Origin of the sequence: Coleofasciculus chthonoplastes PCC 7420, assembly GCF_000155555.1 — a bacterium.
Classification (GTDB): Bacteria; Cyanobacteriota; Cyanobacteriia; order Cyanobacteriales; family Coleofasciculaceae; genus Coleofasciculus; species Coleofasciculus chthonoplastes_A.
In genome coordinates this window covers 441299-461191 of the sequence record NZ_DS989841.1, presented here as the reverse complement: position 1 = coordinate 461191, position 19893 = coordinate 441299, and the positions used below count along the sequence as shown (strand labels likewise).

General features: G+C 43.9%; 15 protein-coding genes. 8 read left to right on the top strand and 7 right to left on the bottom strand.

The window, feature by feature from the left end; genetic code table 11:
- The first annotated feature begins 12 nt into the window (after positions 1-12).
- Positions 13-1701: a potassium channel family protein gene (locus tag MC7420_RS01925; RefSeq protein ID WP_006097849.1), complete on the top strand. Its 1689-nt coding sequence runs from the start codon at positions 13-15 to the stop codon at positions 1699-1701.
- 259 nt (positions 1702-1960) lie between these two features.
- On the opposite strand, the gene MC7420_RS01920 is transcribed toward MC7420_RS01925, so the two are convergent.
- Positions 1961-3322 carry an RNA-guided endonuclease InsQ/TnpB family protein gene (locus tag MC7420_RS01920; protein ID WP_044204301.1) on the bottom strand — a complete coding sequence of 454 codons (1362 nt, stop codon included), beginning with the start codon at positions 3320-3322 and terminating at the stop codon, positions 1961-1963.
- A 666-nt stretch (positions 3323-3988) separates the two neighbouring features.
- Positions 3989-6715, bottom strand: coding sequence for an inverse autotransporter beta-barrel domain-containing protein (locus tag MC7420_RS01915; RefSeq protein ID WP_006098047.1), 2727 nt, complete (start codon positions 6713-6715; stop codon positions 3989-3991).
- A gap of 505 nt (positions 6716-7220) precedes the next feature.
- On the opposite strand from MC7420_RS01915, the gene MC7420_RS01905 reads away from it, so the two are divergent.
- Positions 7221-7430, top strand: coding sequence for a hypothetical protein (locus MC7420_RS01905; protein ID WP_006098002.1), 210 nt, complete (start codon positions 7221-7223; stop codon positions 7428-7430).
- A 158-nt stretch (positions 7431-7588) separates the two neighbouring features.
- On the opposite strand, the gene MC7420_RS01900 is transcribed toward MC7420_RS01905, so the two are convergent.
- Positions 7589-8641 (bottom strand): pentapeptide repeat-containing protein, encoded by a 1053-nt coding sequence (locus MC7420_RS01900; protein ID WP_006098151.1) that lies wholly within the window; start codon positions 8639-8641, stop codon positions 7589-7591.
- A 1150-nt stretch (positions 8642-9791) separates the two neighbouring features.
- Between MC7420_RS01900 and MC7420_RS01895 the strand changes: the two genes are divergently transcribed.
- From MC7420_RS01895 to MC7420_RS01885, 3 genes are all read left to right on the top strand, one after another.
- On the top strand, positions 9792-10778 hold the full coding sequence (locus tag MC7420_RS01895) for a CHAD domain-containing protein (RefSeq protein ID WP_006098249.1): 987 nt from the start codon (positions 9792-9794) through the stop codon (positions 10776-10778).
- Between the two features lie 159 nt (positions 10779-10937).
- A complete protein-coding gene (locus MC7420_RS01890) occupies positions 10938-11585 on the top strand; it encodes a Crp/Fnr family transcriptional regulator (protein ID WP_006098186.1) in 648 nt (215 codons plus the stop codon).
- A 402-nt stretch (positions 11586-11987) separates the two neighbouring features.
- Positions 11988-12599, top strand: a complete 612-nt coding sequence (locus MC7420_RS01885) for an alpha/beta hydrolase (RefSeq protein WP_044204494.1) — start codon at positions 11988-11990, stop codon at positions 12597-12599.
- 711 nt (positions 12600-13310) lie between these two features.
- Here MC7420_RS01885 and MC7420_RS01875 read toward each other — a convergent pair.
- The 3 genes from MC7420_RS01875 to fraC all read right to left on the bottom strand — a co-directional run bounded on the left by MC7420_RS01875 (position 13311) and on the right by fraC (position 15848).
- Positions 13311-14093, bottom strand: a complete 783-nt coding sequence (locus tag MC7420_RS01875) for an ABC transporter permease (RefSeq protein WP_006097865.1) — start codon at positions 14091-14093, stop codon at positions 13311-13313.
- A 49-nt stretch (positions 14094-14142) separates the two neighbouring features.
- Entirely contained in the window at positions 14143-15171 is a 1029-nt protein-coding gene (locus tag MC7420_RS01870; RefSeq protein ID WP_006097797.1) for a DUF5357 family protein, read from the bottom strand.
- Between the two features lie 92 nt (positions 15172-15263).
- Positions 15264-15848 (bottom strand): filament integrity protein FraC, encoded by a 585-nt coding sequence (gene fraC, locus MC7420_RS01865; RefSeq protein ID WP_006097844.1) that lies wholly within the window; start codon positions 15846-15848, stop codon positions 15264-15266.
- Between the two features lie 303 nt (positions 15849-16151).
- On the opposite strand from fraC, the gene MC7420_RS01860 reads away from it, so the two are divergent.
- The 3 genes from MC7420_RS01860 to MC7420_RS38955 all read left to right on the top strand — a co-directional run bounded on the left by MC7420_RS01860 (position 16152) and on the right by MC7420_RS38955 (position 18518).
- Positions 16152-17285 carry a cob(I)yrinic acid a,c-diamide adenosyltransferase gene (locus MC7420_RS01860; protein WP_006098165.1) on the top strand — a complete coding sequence of 378 codons (1134 nt, stop codon included), beginning with the start codon at positions 16152-16154 and terminating at the stop codon, positions 17283-17285.
- A gap of 469 nt (positions 17286-17754) precedes the next feature.
- A complete protein-coding gene (locus tag MC7420_RS01855) occupies positions 17755-18339 on the top strand; it encodes a hypothetical protein (protein ID WP_198016347.1) in 585 nt (194 codons plus the stop codon).
- A 23-nt stretch (positions 18340-18362) separates the two neighbouring features.
- A complete protein-coding gene (locus tag MC7420_RS38955; RefSeq protein ID WP_157452985.1) occupies positions 18363-18518 on the top strand; it encodes a hypothetical protein in 156 nt (51 codons plus the stop codon).
- A 235-nt stretch (positions 18519-18753) separates the two neighbouring features.
- Here MC7420_RS38955 and MC7420_RS01850 read toward each other — a convergent pair.
- A partial coding sequence (locus MC7420_RS01850) for an adenylate/guanylate cyclase domain-containing protein (protein WP_157452984.1) occupies positions 18754-19893 on the bottom strand: 1140 nt, incomplete at its 5' end.

Below are 19893 nucleotides of genomic sequence, written 5' to 3'. Positions count from 1 at the left end.
TAAGACAAATTCATGAAACCCCGAATCATCGTTTGTGGCTTGGGTCGCACTGGCTATCAAATTTTCTCACTATTAAAGCAACAGGGAGCCTCTGTTGTCGGAATTAGCGATCGCCTGGTTCCGGGTAACTGCCAGGATCTGATTATCGGCGATTTTCGTGCAGCCGCCACCCTACTCGCCGCTGGAATTCAGGAGGCGCAAACCCTAGTTATCACCTCTAGCGATGATGCCTTGAATCTGGCTATTCTCACCCAAGCCCGAGTCCTTAATCCTCGGATTCGGATTATTAGTCGGCTATTTAACAACAGCTTAGGCGATCGCTTGGATCAGATTTTGCCCAATCATGTCAGTCTCAGTGTCGCCGCATTAGCCGCCCCGGTGTTTGCCTTTGCTGCGATGGGGAATCAAGCCATTGGACAACTTCGACTATTCAATCAAACGTGGCCCATTCACGAAGAATACATCCATGACTCTCATCCCTGGAATGGACGTCAGTTGAGTGAGTTGTGGGACGATCGATCGCGGATGTTGATCTACTATCGACCCGTAAAAGGGCAGGTGAGTTTGGTGTCAGCCGTTGTGCAAGGGCGAACCTTACAATCTGGCGATCGGATAATTGTTGGCACTCAACCCAATATCCGCAGCCGTCGGGGTTTGTGGCTACGCCGACTGTTTAAGATTCTCACGAACCTGAAACAGTTTCAGCACCATGGTCAACCCATTCTCGCTGGCACTTTCGCCCTACTCCTAACCATTTTTATCGCCACAGTCACTTATATTAGCGTTCAGTTGAATACCTCAATTGTTGATGCCCTCTATTTTTCAGTGGGTATGATTACTGGGGCTGGAGGGAAAGAAGAAGTGGCAGAATTAGCCCCTGACAGTATCAAGATTTTTACGGCGGTAATGATGTTAGTTGGGGCGGGTGTAATTGGGATTTGTTACGCCCTACTCAACGATTTTATTTTAGGTACTCGTTTTAGTCAATTTTTAGATGCTGCCCGTGTTCCCAGTCGCCATCATTATATTGTTTGTGGCTTGGGGGGTATTGGTGTCCAGATCATGAATCAACTGCATAGTCATGGCTATGACGTGGTTGTCATTGAACCCGATACCCACAATCGATTTCTCGGTGTTGCCCGTTCCTTGGGAATCCCCGTGATTATCGGTGATGCGAGTTTGGCGACCCATTTAAAAGCGGCGAATATCCATACAGCGGAAGCCTTATTAGCTGTAACCAGTAGCGATATGACCAATGTCGAGATTAGTTTAAGTGCCAAAGCCTTAACCCCCAATTTACCCATCGTGGTGCGAAATCATGACCCTCAATTTGCCCGAGGAGTGCAGCAAGTTTTTAATTTTGAGGTGGTACTCAGCCCCACCGAATTAGCCACACCTGCCTTTGCCGCCGCCGCCTTAGGTGGGCGTATTTTAGGGAATGGCATGACCGGCGATACGCTTTGGGTAGCGTTAGCAACAACGATTACATTGAAGCATCCGTTCTGTGGACAGCGGGTGAAAGATTTAACCCTAGATATTGAGTTTGTTCCTCTATATATTGAAACCCGAAATCAAAAGCTTCACGGTCGAGATTTATTGGAAACAGCGTTAGCGGCAGGTGATATTTTATACTTGACCATGCCAGCGTCACAATTAGAACAATTGTGGCGAGTCACCCCCTCTCAGTTGTTGGCAAGTTGAATCTGGGAAAACTGTAGGGGCTCACTTTCACTACTATCGTTTCTTATCTCACAAGGGATGTGACTAAACCCGCCAAAATCTAAGGCTAAAGATCCCCAAGCTGAAGAGCAAGCTTCTAAGAAAGATCCAGCAACCATTCCGGAAGCCCAAGGTGAAAACAAGCGTGTAGAAGGCGATCCGAACCAAGGAACCGACTCTCGTTAATAGTTTTCCGGATTGGCTAGATTTGGAAACAGCGTGACATCCTCCCACACTAACCCTAAACGGGTATAGTGTGGGCTTCCTTTGTCGTAGTCAAAAGGCTACGCTTGGGGCGTTTTATAGTGGGGAATATGCCCAGCCCCACTCTCTTGATATTGATCGCCGCGTTCCAATCTCTGTCTAGAATCAATCCACACAAACACTCATGTACTCGGATTGATAAATCCTTTTGAACTAGGAGATCGCAACAAGAGCATACTTGACTCGTGTTATGAGGTTTCACTTTCACCACTAACTTACCAGCTTTTGCAGCTTTGTAAATGAGAATTGAGAGGAATTGACCCCAGCTAGCGTCATTAATTGACTTGTTTAAACCTGATTTTGCTGATTGTCCATTGGGTAAATACTTGCCATTCGCATCCTGTTTTGGCTTGTTTTTTCGGGATAAGTTAGCGGACTTGATATCCTCAACAAAGAACACTTGTTCATCACGACTTACCAGTTGATTAGCCGACTCATAATGGAATTGTTTCCGCTTCCGTTGTAGCTTTTGATGATGCTTAGATATCTTTTTTGCCAATTGGCGCCGTGATGCTGATTTGTGCGGCTTTTTGTCCTTGCGATTTTGAAGCTTGGCTAGTTTGTCCTCTGACTTGCGATAGTGCTGTTGAATAGTTTCAACGGTTCCATCGGATGCTGTCCAGAATTTCTCTAAACCAACATCTAGCCCTAACGAGTTTTCTTCATTTGCCTGTATCTCTGGTGGAGTCAGACTAGGGATCGTCTTATCCTCTAGCAATAAAGTCACGTACCATCCATCTGCTTTGTGAGAGACTAGCCCCGTTTTAATAGTAAATCCTTCTGGAATAGGGCGATGATAAATAACCTTAACCTGACCAATCTTAGGTAGATTTATTTGAGCAATGTCTCGTCTGGCTTTCCCGTTTTTACGCTTATGGGGATTGGGCGAAACCGTTAGACAGTCTGCCTTAAGCTGAGGCAAACAAAATGTCCTGTAACGCTTGACCGACTTAAATCGAGGCTTACCGCTTCTCTGTTTTTTAAAGTCACCCTTGATAAACCGGTTGAAGGTATCTTCTACTCGTTTAATTGCTTCCTGGATAACCTGAGAATGAACACCTTTGTATAAGGCGTCATGAGACTCCCTTGACCAATGGTTAGCGCGTTTTTGACTGTAGTATGTTGGTTGGTCTTTAAGTTCTGGTAGGTAAGTGATATAGATTGAGCAAGCATTGACAGGTGAGCGGTTACACTCCCACCAGTTAAATCGCTCCTCTAGCATTAAATTGTGTATCCGGCACAACTTGCACAGCCATTCGTTTAGCTGTTTTGACTGTTGCTTATTTGGCACAATTCGATATTGGTAACTTGTCTTGAATGTGTCTTTGCTTCGCTTCACCTTCTATCACCTCCCACGACAATTATACTACTCTTGCAGATAAAGATTCAGAGTGAAAATAATTTTCTCTTCACTGGCGATTCATCTCAACGCCAAATCCTAGATTATGATTATGGCGTGAGGCTTCTCGCCAGATCAAGCTAAACGAATAAAACTGGTAGAGACGTAGCTGGCTACGTCTCTATAATTTGTTGGGTGTCTTAACCACCCGACTGGTGTGACACAGGTAAAATGAATTGCGCTGAAAATTTGCAGTTTGATATCGGCAAAACCATTGATATAGCGCTACGCGCCAGGGAATAGGCAATAGGCAACACCTCGACCCTTCGACAGGCTCAGGGCATCGCTTACCTCGACTTACTTCGGCTTCGCTCAGTAACACGCTCGGTAACACGCTCGGTGTGGAATATGCAATAGTGAAGACAAAAGCTTAGCTGACAAGGGATTGAGCGATTTGAATTTTTCTTGATATGTCCTAACCTTAGTGCGTAGTGCTATATACCGTAGGGTGGGCATTGCCCACCAGCCTTATCTGAGCGTGCCATTCCAGCTCAAATAGTGGAATAGATTGTAGGTTGGGTTGACGCCTGTTACTAGGGCAGAATCTAGGGCTAAAGCCCTTACTACGAACGAACCCAAGCTAATTAAATTAGGTGTGCCACGCCACTACGGAACTGGACAATCCCCTAGCGGCTCAACAGGCAATTGTGGTATAGAAATTGTACCATTATTTGCCGTTGTATCGGCTTTGAATGTACTGTCAAGATCGGTGTAATTTAGAGAGAAACCATTCTCGCTGGTATTATTACTCAAATCTAAACAGATAGTCGATTCTGGCTCAAGATTCGTCAGTGATCCAGTTTGTACTACAAAACCATTGGCATTATCAAGAGTACCTGGGTTTCCTGTGAATGTATTGAATCGGACACCTGCGAAAAGTTCAGACTGATCTTCTGCTAATATAAACGCACCAAAACGAGCATTATCCATTACTGTATTTCTTTCCAGTAGTAACTGGAGCGTTGAGTTATTGAGTGCGTCTATAAAAATGCCATCGGGTTGGGGGAAATTTAGGTCAACACCCTGAAAGCCATTCCTGTCAACTCGATTATCAGTAATTTCCAGTCTCAATGTGGCAGCTTCTTGAATGCTAACACCGATACCATGATGACCATTACTTAATATCTCGTTATTGTCAATCGTGACTCCTAAACTTGAGTCCCCGATCATCAAGCCAGCAATCCCTAGCGTTTCATTATCAGAAATCAGGTTATTTTGGATAAGGACTTCTCCTTCAGCAGTCATCGTAGATTGTACAGTCATTCCCCGCCTCTGATTTCTAGCCAGGGTATTTTCGACAATCGTTACCCTTCCACGGGAATCATCCAAGAACGTGAAAATAATCCCATCAAACTGGTTGTTCAAAATAGTGTTGTTTGTAACATTAACTGTTCCCTGAGAATTATCCCTCAACAATACATTAATTCCATTAAACTGATTTTCTGACAGCGTATTATCTACAATCGTAACTATTTCATCGGAATCTGCGAATAATCCGATAACAATCCCATCTTCTTGATTGCCCCTAAGATTATTGTTAGTCATAGTGACTATTCCCTCAGAATTATCTATTAGTGCCATATAAATACCATCAAACTGGTTGTATGAAATTTCATTGTTGATGAGTGTGACCCTTGAATTAGAATTGCTGAATAGCTCAGAGAAAAGTCCGGCACTGCCATTGTTTTGACTTGTATTATCATTAATATTGAAATTAACATTGACAGAATTAGCTAATCTAAAGCCAATGCCGTTAAGGAGATTATCCGTAAGTATATTTTCAGAAAGCGTTACTGTACTGTCCTCAGCATTAAACAGAACAATACCCATTCCATCGCCTGTCGTATTGACAATCTGATTCCTGACCAGGTTTAGGTCAACCGAACCCGCCGTATTGCCAATAAAAAATCCGCTATTACCCAAACCACCTGTCGTATCAATCCTGTTATCGGTAACGGTGACAGTTCCTGTCGTCTCCAGTAACACTATACCCACTTGAGTGGAATTCGCGATCGCGTTATCCCGAATTGTTACTGTATCAATCTCCCTTCCCTCAATCGCAAAGGTAGCCGCATCAGGGATATAAAACCCAGATAGGGTGGTTCTATTGCCCAGAGTTACCGAAGCCGCCGCACCTGGAGTAATCGTGGGGAGTATTCCTGCACCTGATAGCGGTAATTGCACTATCCCTGTTTCTACAGTATCCAGTTGCTGAATTGGACCCGTAGATAACACCTGCACTCGATCAGGAATGGTAAACGGCGGAATCCCTGGATTGGTTCCGGGTTGTACATAAACAATATCATTGCCATCAGATACCGTTTGATCTAACCCATTCTCAACGATACCAAACGGACTTTCAAACGTACCCTCTCCCCCCATTTCACCTAAACGGATATGCTGGAATACATAAGGTTCCCCTGTTTCCGGATTCGTCGCTGGTACGTCTTGGAAATCATCTTGATGATCAATCACAATTGCATTCGTTCGCTGCACCGATTCTGCTACTCGTGCCAAAACTTGATCATCTTCATCCCCTAACCCTTGGGGACGACTTCCAGGAAATGTTGCACCCACGGTAAACACTAAATTCGTGCCAAATAAATCATCATTTTGCAACGACAACCCCAGATTAAAATTATCAGAAGGACGTGCTTCCAATCTTACTCGCCATCCCCATATCTCTGAACTCCCTTCCGCATCATACCAATACAATCCCCCATAACCGCGCAGATCCCCATCTATACCAATTCGAGCAAGTTTTGCGCCAACTTCTGCATCCCACCCTCCCATGGCGGCTTCTTTGTTTTGCCCCTGTTCTAAAATCAAGAAATTGCGGCGAAAGAAAATATCTCGAACTCCAGCATCACCAACTCCTTGGCGCGTATCGCCTATGGGTAAATAACCATTCACCCGAAAATCCCAAACAGTTCCTAAACTTTCTATGCCTAACCCCAATTGATTAAAGGTATTGTGACCTGTATGACGGTTATCATAACTCATATAACCGCCCCAAATTCGATGGGAATTGGCACTATAGGTACGATATCCCAGGATCAGATTCCCCCCCAAATTGGCATCATCGTTATCCAGGAAGAGTCGCCCTTCCAAAAACGTCAGATTTTTACCTGGAGTTTGTAAAAGGGGAACAAATCCCTCTAGGCGGGTAAATCCATCAAATCCACCACCAGAACTTGTATGTCCAATTCCCAAACGGGGTTTGATTCTTAAGGTATCAGCCGTTTCGGATTCCGCCTCTGTCTGCGCTAGCATTGGTGGGCTAGAGATAGAGAGGAGGAGTACACTGATTAATCCCAGTTTTGTGTTTTTCATTAGTCTGAAGGCAGAATTGAGGAGAGATGTTCCGGTGGAACCTTTCTCAATTCTGGTGAATGTCTGTAAGGACAAGGGACAAGGAATAGAAGATTTAAAACTATTTTATACGATTATCTTAATAATTTACAGCGCTTTTCAAGTAAGTGAGGTACACAGACAGATCCCCGACTTCTCCAAAAAGTCGGGGATCTTGCTTAAGGCTGTACCTCATCAACCTGAAATCTGCTGTATCTACTCTGCCACTATTTTATCTAGGGACATTGAACACCAATACAGACTTTGTAGATGCCAGTGATGACTGGCGAATTCCTCATTAGGAGCTTCCCATTTTAGATTTTATCTTTGTTCATTTGTGACCTATGTCACTACTTGACCTGATCACAGATCACGATTTAGCTTTTAGAAAAATCACAAACTATCTTTTAGGACGATCACAAAATTGTTCTAGAAAATCCTTCATAATGATGACAACAAAAATGAACATTTAATATTTGTGCAGTCAATGAACGTTACTCTGCCTCAGAAAAATATCGAAGACTTAGTGACTAAGGTTTTAATGAATCGCTGCATTACCCCCTCCGATCAGCAATTTTTAAAATGTGCTTTACTGTATAAAGATAGCTTAAAGGAACATGAACGAATTTTGATTGAACGAGTGTTTTATGGGATACGACATGGATTACTGGAAATCCTTGAATCTACATCGGTTTAGCGATTGTTCGAGATAGATAAATTCCAGAAAGTTGGGCTGGTCGTGTTTCCACCGATAAAACCTTGTCCTCGAACGAAGTGAAGGAGCCGGAAGCGTAATCCATAAAATTGCCACAAAGGAAGCCTACACCGACCCTACGGGTAAGGTGTAGGAAGATGTCACGAGTGTATTCTACCATTGGGCATGATAGTTCCGGCTAAGGAGGTGTCACTTAAGTCCGCTCCCATTAAATTCGCGCCAATTAAGTTAGCCCCATTCAAATTGGCATGACTTAAGTTAGCATCCGTTAAATAAGCCAAAAGCAAACCTGCTCGCTGGAGATTTGACTCAGCTAAGTTGGCATGTTCTAAGTTCGCCTCTAGCAAATTAGCCCCTGACAAATTAGCTTTATATAAATTGGCTCGGTTCAGGTTAGCTTTGCTGAGTTGGGCGCTCTGCAAATTGGCTTTTTTGAGGAGCAATCCACTGAGATTGGCGAGACTGAGATTCGCATTTTGCAAGTGGGCGCCAGTCAGATTAGCCCCCGTAAGATTTGCGTGACTCAGATTCGCACAACTCAAGTTAGCCCTTGACAAATTAGCATGACTCAGATCAGCGCCCTTGAGATCCGCATCACTCAAGTCAGCCCCGGTTAAATTAGCATCTCGCAAATCTGCCCGATGTAAATAGGCTCGAATAAAGCAAGCGCCTCTCAGGTTTGCTCCCCTTAAATCTGCTTGGCTGAGAATGGCTCGATTTAAGATGACTCCCTGCAAGTCTGCGGCTTTGAGATTAGCGCGACTGAAGCTAGCTCCCGTACAGTTTGCCTTTGCCAGTTTTGCTCGTTTCATTTTGGCATCGATCAGACTTGTGCCAATTAAGGTAGCATGTCGTAGATCCGCATCAAGTAGAGTAGCGCCCGTGAGAATCGCACCACTCAAATCTGCTTCCCTAAGAATTGCAGCCGTCAGATCGGCTTGGGAAAGCGTGGCTTCAATCAATAGTGCATTCTTGAGATCAGCCTTACTTAAATCTGCATCTTTAAGTTGAGCGCCAATCAGTTTAGCTTTGGCTAAATTAGCTCGCTGCAAATGGGCAGCACTCAAATTAATGCGACTTAGGTTTGCTTCAGTTAAATCGGCTCTGATCAAATTAACTCCGGGGAAATTGCGTTCTCCAGTTTCGTGCAAATTCAGAATTTTTGCTTTAGTTAAACATTGACTTAATTTCATAAAAACGCTTGAGTTTATGGTTTTTTGTTAGCTACAAGCTATCCATATTAGGGTTGACAAAATGTTTTGAATTTGGATTTATATTCTCCATGACTGAAATTATAAATAAATCCCCAAAAGAATAAAATTGCCCTAAAAAATGGGCATCGTCAAAAAGAGTAAACTTGTCCTCTCTAGGGTCGGTTTTAATGTAAATTAAATCCATATCCCTATAAAAACATTAGATACTGAGTGCCATAATTCCTGAACAAGTTCGATAGACTAATCATTATTAATGATTATCTTTGTCTTGCAATCAATGAATATAAATAAGCTTGTGGCAAATCTGTTGGTATCACCTCCAAAACTTGGCATAATCAAAGCCAAAACAATAGGTGGAATTTATCGCTATTCACGGTTTTAGTTATCACCAATTCCTGAGTCTAGGGCGGTATAAATAAGTAATCAGCGAATACCTTATTTATACCCTGTCCCTTGGGAAAACTACGGTCTTCACGGTAAAGGTGGTTGAAGCGATATAAAGCTAATCAATATCCCGATCCTGAATCAGGAGATGACTGCTCAGCGATATTGGTTATTCCAACCGCTACAAAAAGTCTTTTCCTGACGATAAATTTTCATGCCAACCAGGTCTGGGCATTAAGCTAGAAAAATCGCTGCTCGTTAATGCCCTAGTGAATTTTACTGCTGCGCCCAAGTCTTGAGAAGGCGTCATACCGTTGGAGTTGAATTGCGTTAGTTTGTTGTTGTAACCGATCGCCCAATTGTCAGTCGCGATAAAGGGGCTTCCTTAAATAGCCATCGGTCTCCCGATTAGAGATCCCCTCAGACTATACGTCGCCGACAGGCTGACTTCGATTGGCTCAAAGGATGGCAAGAAGCCACGTCGATAAAACTCATGTTTTAAAGATAATCCCTGGGTGTCAGATCCGGCAAGGTATGATTCATGGCAAAATGGGGCGAAGATGCCCATTCCGCTCAAAAATCATCCCCAAGACGTTCTCATTGCTGTTATTGGGAGTTGAAAGAACAATTTTTAATTCACGAGTATGGTAAACTCTTGTGATACAGGTTTTACAAACAAGCAACGTTCACCTCTATATGATTCCCTAGGGGCAAACGTTCCGGATGTCTACCCCACACCATACCGATGATAACCACTGCCTCATCCGACCCAAAGCTCTTTGGCTATTGGGCTTATCTAGCTATTGAAAAACATTTCCAGAGAACCGTTCAGTATGAAACTGATGTTCTCAAGGATAAAGATCCCGAAGCGCTACACCAAATGCGCGTAGGGATGCGACGGCTACGGACAGTGGTGAGCGGTTTTGCCCCAGCCCTGGTATTACCCAAAGCCGCTCGTGAGAAAAAGATTGCTAAAGTGGCGCGACGGCTGGGACAACTGCGGGATTTGGACATTATGCAAGATGCGCTACAAAATCAGTATTTGCCCACTTTGCCCAACTCTGAACAAAAAATAGGCAAAAAAGTATTAGCAACGTTGGAAAAGCGGCGTCACCAGGTCTTAGTTCAAGTTCAGAAAACTCTCAAGGATAAACCCTATCAGGAAATGAAACGGGCATTTCAAGATTGGTTGCAGACGCCGACTTACGGAATTTTTGCCGAATTTCCAATTGATCAGATTTTGCCGGATTTACTGTTACCGTTTGTGAGTCAGTTTTTCCTCCACCCCGCGTGGCTTATGGGGGTACACTTTTCAGACGGACAGAAGCAGTTAGCTCAGGATCTGAGTTTAGAGGATGTGGTTGAACTGTTCAGCGTTCAGGGTTCAGTGTTGCACAGTTTGCGGAAACAAGCTAAACGAGTGCGTTATCAGATGGAATTATTTACTGACTTTTATGAGACGCCTTATCAGGATTATGTGAAAGAGATTAAATCGATTCAGCGTATTTTGGGACAGATTCAAGACAGTTTCGTCTTGGCAGAATTTCTGTCGCATTGTCTGAACTCAGACATTAAGAAGAAACTCCCAACCCTGGTAGAGCAGTTGAGTGGCGATCGTTATCAATTATGGCAGGAATGGCGATCGCTCCAGGAACGATATCTCCATCCCCAAACCCGCAAGGAGTTGCGTCTAATTGTTATACACCCAGTAGAGAGCGCGACTTACACCTAATCGGTTAATATCCAAGACGCACAACATACCAATTTGAGTACAAATTAGATATTGAGATGATTTAATCTGTTGCTTACCGAGCCTTTACCTTGATTGCTTACAGTAGAGCTGCCCTGCTATACCAGCTTGTAAAAATCTGGCTGGAGAGAGTTGCAGCCCATGATTCCAACTTCCCGATCCGTTTTGGACGTAAACCCGACTCAATCTCTTGGTCAAGCCGAACTTCAAGATTCACGTCGATTGCATTTTTATGCTAAAGGCGACAAAATCCCCATAATTTCTCAAGGAGTTTGGCAGGTTTGCCAAGGTTTAGTTCAGCTCAGTACGCTTTGCCAAAATGGGGAAGAAGTGTGGCTAGGTTGGGCAGAGCCTTCAATGTTTTTTGGTCGTTGGTTTTCTCTGCTGAGTGCTTACCAAGCCACGGCATTGTCTGACGTACATCTGATTTGGTTTTCTATAGAGGAGATCAATGCTTCACCGCGATTGGCTCAGATGATATTACCGCAAATCGTCCACCGGATACGCCAAACTGAGGCACTCCTAGCGATCGCGGGTCAGCGTCGGGTTGAAGATCGTTTACAACACTTGTTGCGGTTGATGCAACAGGAAATGGGTCAACCTGTACCCGACGGGACTCGTTTGAAGATGCGCTTGACGCACCAAAACCTTGCCAATGCGATCGGTACGACTCGTGTCACCGTCACCCGACTCCTGAACAAGTTAAAAAATCAGGGCAAGATTAGCTTTGACAGCGATCGCCACATTATTATTAAACCAGATAGCTTCAAAAATATTGCTGAGTGGTAAGACTTTAGTTTTGAGTTGAATGAGGTTTGGGGTAGGGGCTTGGTCACCAAGCCCCTACTTGGTCATTTGCTCACCGGAAACTTGGGTCTGAAGCCCTGCCCTTCTAGGGCGGCTTTTAGCATCTCAGAGTGGTATGATATGAGTTAGTTAACTTGCGGCTGCAAAGTCGAAGTTAATTTTAAATCGATACCCATGGACTGTGGGAAACCCAGACAGCTAACCCTGTTTGAAAACGCCTAACCCTGAATCGACAGGGCGTTAGGAGATAACACAGCGCCCCTAGGGGTAAACGCTGTGTGCCTGGGAACCCGTTTATCGGGATATATGGAACGAAATTTCCATATAATCTCCCTTCTTCTAGGAGGGAGAGTGTCAAACGTTAAATTTTTCAGGAGTAAGTTCCTGTCTTTGGAGACGATTTCAATTCCACCAACTACAGGTAAACAACCAGTGGGACTGGTTGTGGTTTTGCATGGCTGGGGGGCTAATGCTAAAGATTTGCAACCTATAGTGCCAGAATTGGCTCTATCTAACTACCATGTCTTGCTACCTAATGCACCCTTTGCTCACCCACAGGTGGCTGGAGGCTATATGTGGTATGACTTGGAACGAGAAGACTATCAAGGCTTGGCACAAAGTCAGCGTCTATTGACAGACTGGCTAAAGTCTTTGGAAAGTCTCACTGGTATTCCTCTTGCCTCTACGATTATGATGGGCTTTTCTCAAGGGGGAGCCATGGCTCTAGATGTTGGGTTACATTTACCCTTGGCGGGTTTAGTGTCAATGAGTGGTTATTGGCATCGCACGCCTCAAGAGATTGAACCTCCCTTGCCCCCTGTTTTAATCGTTCATGGTAGACAAGATAATGTTGTTCCTTTGAGGGTAGCTCATCGATTGCGGGATTATTTACTAGCGCTAGGTGCGCCGATGCAGTACAAAGAGGTGGATATGGGGCATGAGATTGCACCTGAAGTGGTGGAAATTGTGCGGGATTTTATTTTAGTCAATACATGAAATAGGGAACAGGGGGAGTTGGGGGAGATGAGCAAGATGGGGGAGATGGGGGAGATGAGGGAGATGGGGGAGTTAACTCAACACTTAGTCAGGGCGGGTTTTGTACTAAAGTTACTATCAATCGCGACACGAGAGTCCCTAAACCCGCCCCTACAAACTGGGTTTTGTACTAAAGTTACTATCAATCGCGACACGAGAGTCCCTAAACCCGCCCCTACAAACTGGGTTTTGTACTAAAGTTACTATCAATCGCGACAAGAGAGTTCCTAAACCCGCCCCTACAAACTGGGCTTTGTACTAAAGTTACTATCAATCGCGACACGAGAGTCCCTAAACCCGCCCCTACAAACTGGGTTTTGTACTAAAGTTACTATCAATCGCGACAAGAGAGTCCCTAAACCCGCCCCTACAAACTGGGTTTTGTACTAAAGTTACTATCAATCGCGACAAGAGAGTCCCTAAACCCGCCCCTACAAACTGGGTTTTGTACTAAAGTTACTATCAATCGCGACACGAGAGTCCCTAAACCCGCCCCTACAAACTGGGTTTTGTACTAAAGTTACTATCAATCGCGACAAGAGAGTTCCTAAACCCGCCCCTACAAACTGGGCTTTGTACTAAAGTTACTATCAATCGCGACACGAGAGTTCCTAAACCCGCCCCTACAAAGTCGGTTGTCTTGAGCGAAGTGAAGGGACACCCAATCCTCAATTAAAACTCACGTCGAGAGAAAATCAGAATCGCGATCGCAAGCAGCAAGATCGTGTAGAGTATGGCATAAACGGCATGTTCTAAAAGCTTTACAGAGGAAGGAAGCAAGCCATAGACTGCCTCATTTTTCAAATTTAGACGGGATAAATCGGGTAAAATTAGGTAAAGACCTTGGGTTATCGTCTCAATCGTCGCATTTTCGCTGAGTTTGCCTAACTCCTGCACATCGCGACTCAAATGTCCCATTAAGTAAATGCCGAAGGTTAGGAGTGTGGCTAGGATTGAGCTGGTAAACACACCAAACATCAGCGCTACGGCGACAATTAGGCTTAACTCTAAAAACTGATAAAGCTCTGAAATCAGTAGGCTAGCTAAGGGGTAATTAATGCCATTGAAACTGAGGAGAGCTAAGTAAATAGCTGTCATGGCGATAACCAAAACCGCTAAGACTCCCAGTAAGCCTAAATGCTTGCCAATAATTAATTCTGCTCGTGAGATAGGTTTGGGAATTAAAACCAACACGGTGCGTTTTTCGATTTCCTTATTAATCAAACCTGTCCCAACAAATATGGCAACCAGCACTCCCAACACACCAATCGCCGCTAGACCTAAATCCATAAATATTTTATCTTCTGTGGTGGCTGCTACTTCCCTCAAGAGTGGTAGCGAAACGACCAACAGCAAGGCAAAAAAGCCAATCACATAAAAGATGCGATCGCGAATGACTTCCTGAAACCCATTTGTCGCAATTGTCCAAATTCTACCTATAGTTTTTGTTGCCATTTATCTGATGTCCTTTGTCTTATCTCAACTCATTGGTTGCATCAATAATTTATAGAGTTGGTGATTGAGAGGTAACAATCGGTTCAGCGACGCGCCATCCTTCTACCGGATCACATTCTACCTGACTGACAAGCCTAATACCGATGTCAGTTTGGCGATTGACAGGTATTATCTGACAAGACTTAGTGAGTACGTTGGGTTTAATTTGCGATCGCGGACCTTGCCAAAGGGTGTTTAGTTGTAAGTTATACCCCGACTCCCGCAGCGAAATATCACCGAGACTCACTTGCCACAAATTGTCTTCTTTGATATCTGGAGAGGCAATTTCTTGCCTCACTTGGGCGTCAATCTGCTTAATTAGCTGAATCAGTTTTTCGCGTTCTCGAATCAGAAGAATTTGTTCGACATCTGACCAATCTTTGTTATTAAGCTGTTCTTCTAAGCGAGATGCTATCAAATCCAAAATGGTCGTCCCACGGGGTAGCCTTTGCCTCGATTCATCGGTGGATAGTCTGACCACAAAGGCACTTTTTTCAAATGTATCAGACGCCATTGTAGGATATTGAACTAACCAGTTTTGTACCAAAAAATAGAATTGAAACCAACAGCTTAGTATCAACTGACTTGTGAATAACCACACCAGCGGTTGACGTTTGTCTCTATCGGGGATTTTGGGTTGAAAATTCTCACCTAAACAGGTGGGTAATGCGGCAATTACTGCCGATATCAGGGGCCAGACCACTAAAGCATAGGCTGACAATTCGCCTGTAACAATGCCAAAAATATAAATGGTAACCAACGCACCTGTAATCCAGGGACTTAGGAGGATTTTACCAATGCTGATGTCTTTATTGCTAGTTGTTGCCCAATAGACACCTAAAATTAAAAACCACCAACTAAAACTCGCTAATATAATTGTAAAAATATTCGTCGCCAGAAACGACATTGCCCACGAGAATACGCTTAACCCGATCAGGGTCTGCCAAGAGAAAGCTGTGTCCGGGTTAAAGATTTCAAATATAGTTTTTAGGAGGTTATTTGCCCAATTTAATATATTGTTTAAAATTTTCCTAATCATTGGTTTAATTTGAAGCTAATGGTAAGAGATTTGGAAGTCGTTAGAACAGACTGAAAACCGTTTAATTTCAGTATTTAATAGGTGGGTATCGCTTAGAATAGAGCATTCAATTTAAGAATATTCAAGTCCATAAATCGTAAGACTAAAATCAGCAAAATAGCACTGTAACTATAGGCATTAGCCAGTAGCAAAGCAAAGGCAGGATTGGGTTTAGGATTGGTAATCTTCCGCTTGGGCTTATTAAACAAGCCAGGTCTTTTGTTAGATATATCGGAACTCATTTCAAACTGTTCTGGTTGATCATGAATCCATTGTTTTATCAGTTCAAATCCGATTATTTTGATAATAAAGCTAAAAAAGAAAATCATGATACCAATAGAAATTAGTTGAGGATTTGGTGTATTTAATTGACTGCCTAGGGGATGATCAAAGAAAATAAAATTTACAATTTGAATCCGCAATAATTGAGGCAACAAAGTCTCTAGAACTAAAAAAGTTAACCAACCCAGGACAACGCTCCACAAATTCAGCGAGGTAGCATATTGCACACTGGTTTTACGAGTAAGGTTTAGCCGTAGGTGCAAGACCCTGGCTTCTAGGGCGATCGCGACCAACAGGAATAAGATTTGAAAGAGAATCAGTTGGAGAGGTAAAACAATAGTTAAGTTATCTACCATAATGGTTTCCGTTTAATCGATGGTATCAGTTCCTCGTTCGTCATACTCGCTTTCGTGAGCGACGATCAATGTTACATCCTGGGAACCTCTGACATTCCGCTTTATTCCTCGTGACATCTCCTACACCAACCTGAGTACAGGTATGGTGTGGGGCTTCCGGCGAAACAAGCTAACGACGACGGGGATAACTGTCTGGCTTGTTTATACTATATTAGATTGGCAGGGATAAGAGGATAAATATTATTCTTACCATTCCCGGTTATATCGCTAAACTGAGTTGGGGTAAAGTCTTAAGGATCGTCAATGACTAGGACAGGTATTGGTATTCGCACGGCGGCTGAGCGTACAGAACGGATCACGGGTCAGATTCATGTTTACGATGGCGTGGGTAAGGGGAAGTCTCAAGCCGCATTGGGCGTGGTTTTGCGCTCAATTGGTTTAGGGATCAACTGTGCGGAATCCAGTCGGGTCTTATTGTTACAGTTTCTGAAGGGACCAGGACGGAACTATGATGAGGATGCGGCGATTGAGGCGTTGCGACGGGCGTTTCCTCACTTGATTGATCAGGTTCGCACGGGACGAAGTGAGTTTTTTACCCAAGAGGAAGTGACGCGGTTTGACACGTTAGAGGCGCAGCGCGGTTGGGATGTGGCGAAAGGCGCGATCGCGTCCAATCTCTATTCGGTTGTGGTGCTGGATGAGTTGAATCCGTTGCTGGATTTGGGGTTACTCCCGGTTGAGGAGGTAGTGCAAGCGCTGAAAAATAAACCGCCGTCTCTGGAAGTGATTGTCACGGGACGTGGAACACCGCCAGCGCTGTTGGATTTGGCGGATTTACATAGTGAGTCGGTTCCTCATGATCACCCGGTTTCTCGGGAACAGGGGATTGAGGGAATCGAAATTTATACCGGTGCGGGGAAAGGAAAATCGACCAATGCGTTAGGGAAAGCATTACAAGCTATTGGTCGGGGAATTAGTACGGATAAATCCCACCGGGTGATGATTATGCAATGGCTGAAGGGAGGAAGCGGATATACCGAAGACGCCGCGATCGCAGCCTTGCGTCAAAGTTACCCGAATCTGGTGGATCATCAGCGTTGTGGTCGAGATGCGATCGTTTGGCGGGGACAGCAGCAGATTTTGGATTATGTGGAAGCGGAACGGGGATGGGAAATTGCTAGGGCGGCGTTAGCGTCAGGGTTGTATAAAACGATTATTCTGGATGAACTGAATCCGACGGTTGACTTGGAACTGTTGCAGGTTGAACCGATTGTCGAGGCGCTGTTACGCAAACCTCGTGATACGGAGGTTATTATCACAGGTCGTTGTAAAAATCAACCCGCTTATTTTGAATTGGCGACGGTTCATTCGGAAATGATTTGTCATAAGCATTATTGTGACAAAGGGGTGGATTTGAAGCGAGGGGTGGATTTTTAAGGTATTTGTCTTATGTCATTCGTCATTCGTCTTATGTCTTATGTCTTATGTCATTCGTCTTATGTCATTTGTCTTATGTCATACGCAAGGGAGCGCCAAGCAAGCCGTCTTGGTTAATGTCCAAGGCGGTTTGTGCTGTATTGGTGAGGGAACGAGATTTCCAGTGCCTGAGCGATTAACGAACTCGAAGCAAAACTCAATCCATTAACAACAGGGAGAAATTAATGGAAGCTGCCGCGCGTCAGGTGTTGGTGGCGTAATTTTATCGGTCTGGAGTCGGTTCGGTGAAAAGCTGTTCCAAGATGACTTCTGTCGATACCACCTTTTATCAAAAAGTCTGCATCAGCGATTTAGAGGCACAATCGCTTAAAATGAATAAAAACTATTGAGCCGTAGAACTCCTTTATCATCCCCTAGCCTCATTAATGTAATTCAGATAAATGAAATGTTACATAGATGGATATGCATTTTGCCATTTCTAGTGTTGTTCGCTCAAATTTGGGTTGGGCAAAAAGCTGAAGCACGACCCTATCCCGATAGTTTAGGTATTTGTTACTTATTCCAAGGTGATATTTTAGACCTGATTCAACCTTGTGTAATTTCTCAAGGTTACGGTACTGGGGAACATTATACGATACTTCATTGGTCTAACGGCAAAAAAACAACAATTTTAACCAATGTTCTTACCGAGCAACATGCTGTCACTGTAGATGGAGAAAAGGCAGAAAGCTACATTCGTGATAGTAGTTGGTATAACCGAGTTGAACAGCCTGATTCAGATGATGATCTGATTTTCTGTGAACGTATCTTAGCAACTGATAATAGTGTTTGTTATAAGACAACTTTTACCCAGAGTAGTCAGTCTACTAACAAGTCATTATTTGAACAATGTAACACAATCATTGAGGTTGTTAATGAAACTGTAAGTAAGGCTCGCAAAATACTTGATAATACCCAATTTTCCACCTCTGAATCCATGTGGGAAACGGTTGCAACGATGAATAATGCAGCAAAAAAATGGAGAGTCTTTCCCTTAACGACCCAACTTTACTGAATTATCAATCACGCTATGTAACAATGTACAGAAACATGAGTCAAGCGATGCGGGAATTTGCAGTCGCCTTTGAGCGGAGGGATCGCGATACTGCTGAGGTAGCACAGCAATCTTTACAATCGGCGACAAATCCTGAACAAACACTAACCGATAGCCTTAATAACTATTGCCAGCTATGATCTATAGCAGTCGCCAGGGTCATTAGGACATCAGATGAATGCCGTTTATTGTTAGGGAGCATCCCAATTTGGCAAGTTGCCTCTTTGAATGAGGCTGAAACCTATAACTGCGAAATTATTGTAGTGCGAGCATCTTGCTCGCTACTAATACTTAGCTTAATAATATACCAATCAAGCTAAACTGAGTTGATTAATACAGTTTGCCTAACTGGTACTTTATTTTTACGCAAGTCCCTTAACTCTCTTTTTGCTGCAAAAATTCCTGTAAATCCCTCTGCACCTGCTGATACAATTGCGGCGACTCACCCTTTAACCCAATTAAACTATATAATTTCACCGTTCCCGCTCGTCCTCGCACTTCTTCTTCCCCTACCGACACCACCTCAACCTCATCTTTGACAACTTGATACAGAGAATCGGTAATCAAAATATCTGTGCCAAATTTCTTCGTTAACCCCTCTACTCGACTGGCTACATTCACCGCATCACCAATCACCGCATATTCTCGACGACGCTGAGAACCAATATCCCCAGCAATTAATTCCCCATAATTAATCCCAATCCCATTAAATAACGGAATTCGTTCTTCCTGACGCCATTCCTCGCGTAGCTGATGCAAGGCTTTTCGCATCCCTAATGCCGCACGAATGGCATTCATCGCATCGGTTTCTTCCCCCTCAGATACCGGACAACCAAACTCAGCCATTACCGCATCCCCAATGAATTTATCCACGGTACCGCCAGCATCTAAAATCACCTCAACCATGTCATTGAGATATCGATTCAGTTGTCGCACTAATCGGACAGGTGAAATTTGGGAGGATAGGGTGGTAAAGCCGCGAATGTCGGAGAATAAAATAGCGGCTTTTAATTTACGTCCTTTTAGTAATTCCTGATAATCATCGTGCTGCTTGAGAATTTCTTGAACGACAGGTGCAGCGACATACCGTTCTAAGGTACTGCGGAAGCGACGTTTTTCAATTTGATCCCCAATGAAAAGTGCTGTAAAGTAGGAGAAACTATTTAGGGTCATCGCGATCGCAGGGACGGCAATGGGAAAAATCAGTCTGGCGCTGCTATAGCCTAAAAATGCTAGTCCTACCCAAACCCCTGCCATCCCCAATCCCCAAAACAAGCTTGCCGCAGTACGTCGGGGCAGTTTATACAACAGGATAGCGGTTCCCCCAACCAGGACAAACACAAACAATCCCTCTAGCCTTGGATTCGTGATAGCGGCGGCGATTGAACGTCCTTCCATTAACGTTGCGATCGCGTTAGCATGAAGCTCAATCCCTGGCATGTTTAACTGGATAGGTGTCGGCACAAAATCACCGATATTTTGCTCATCGGCTGTTGTGCCAATCAAGACAATTTT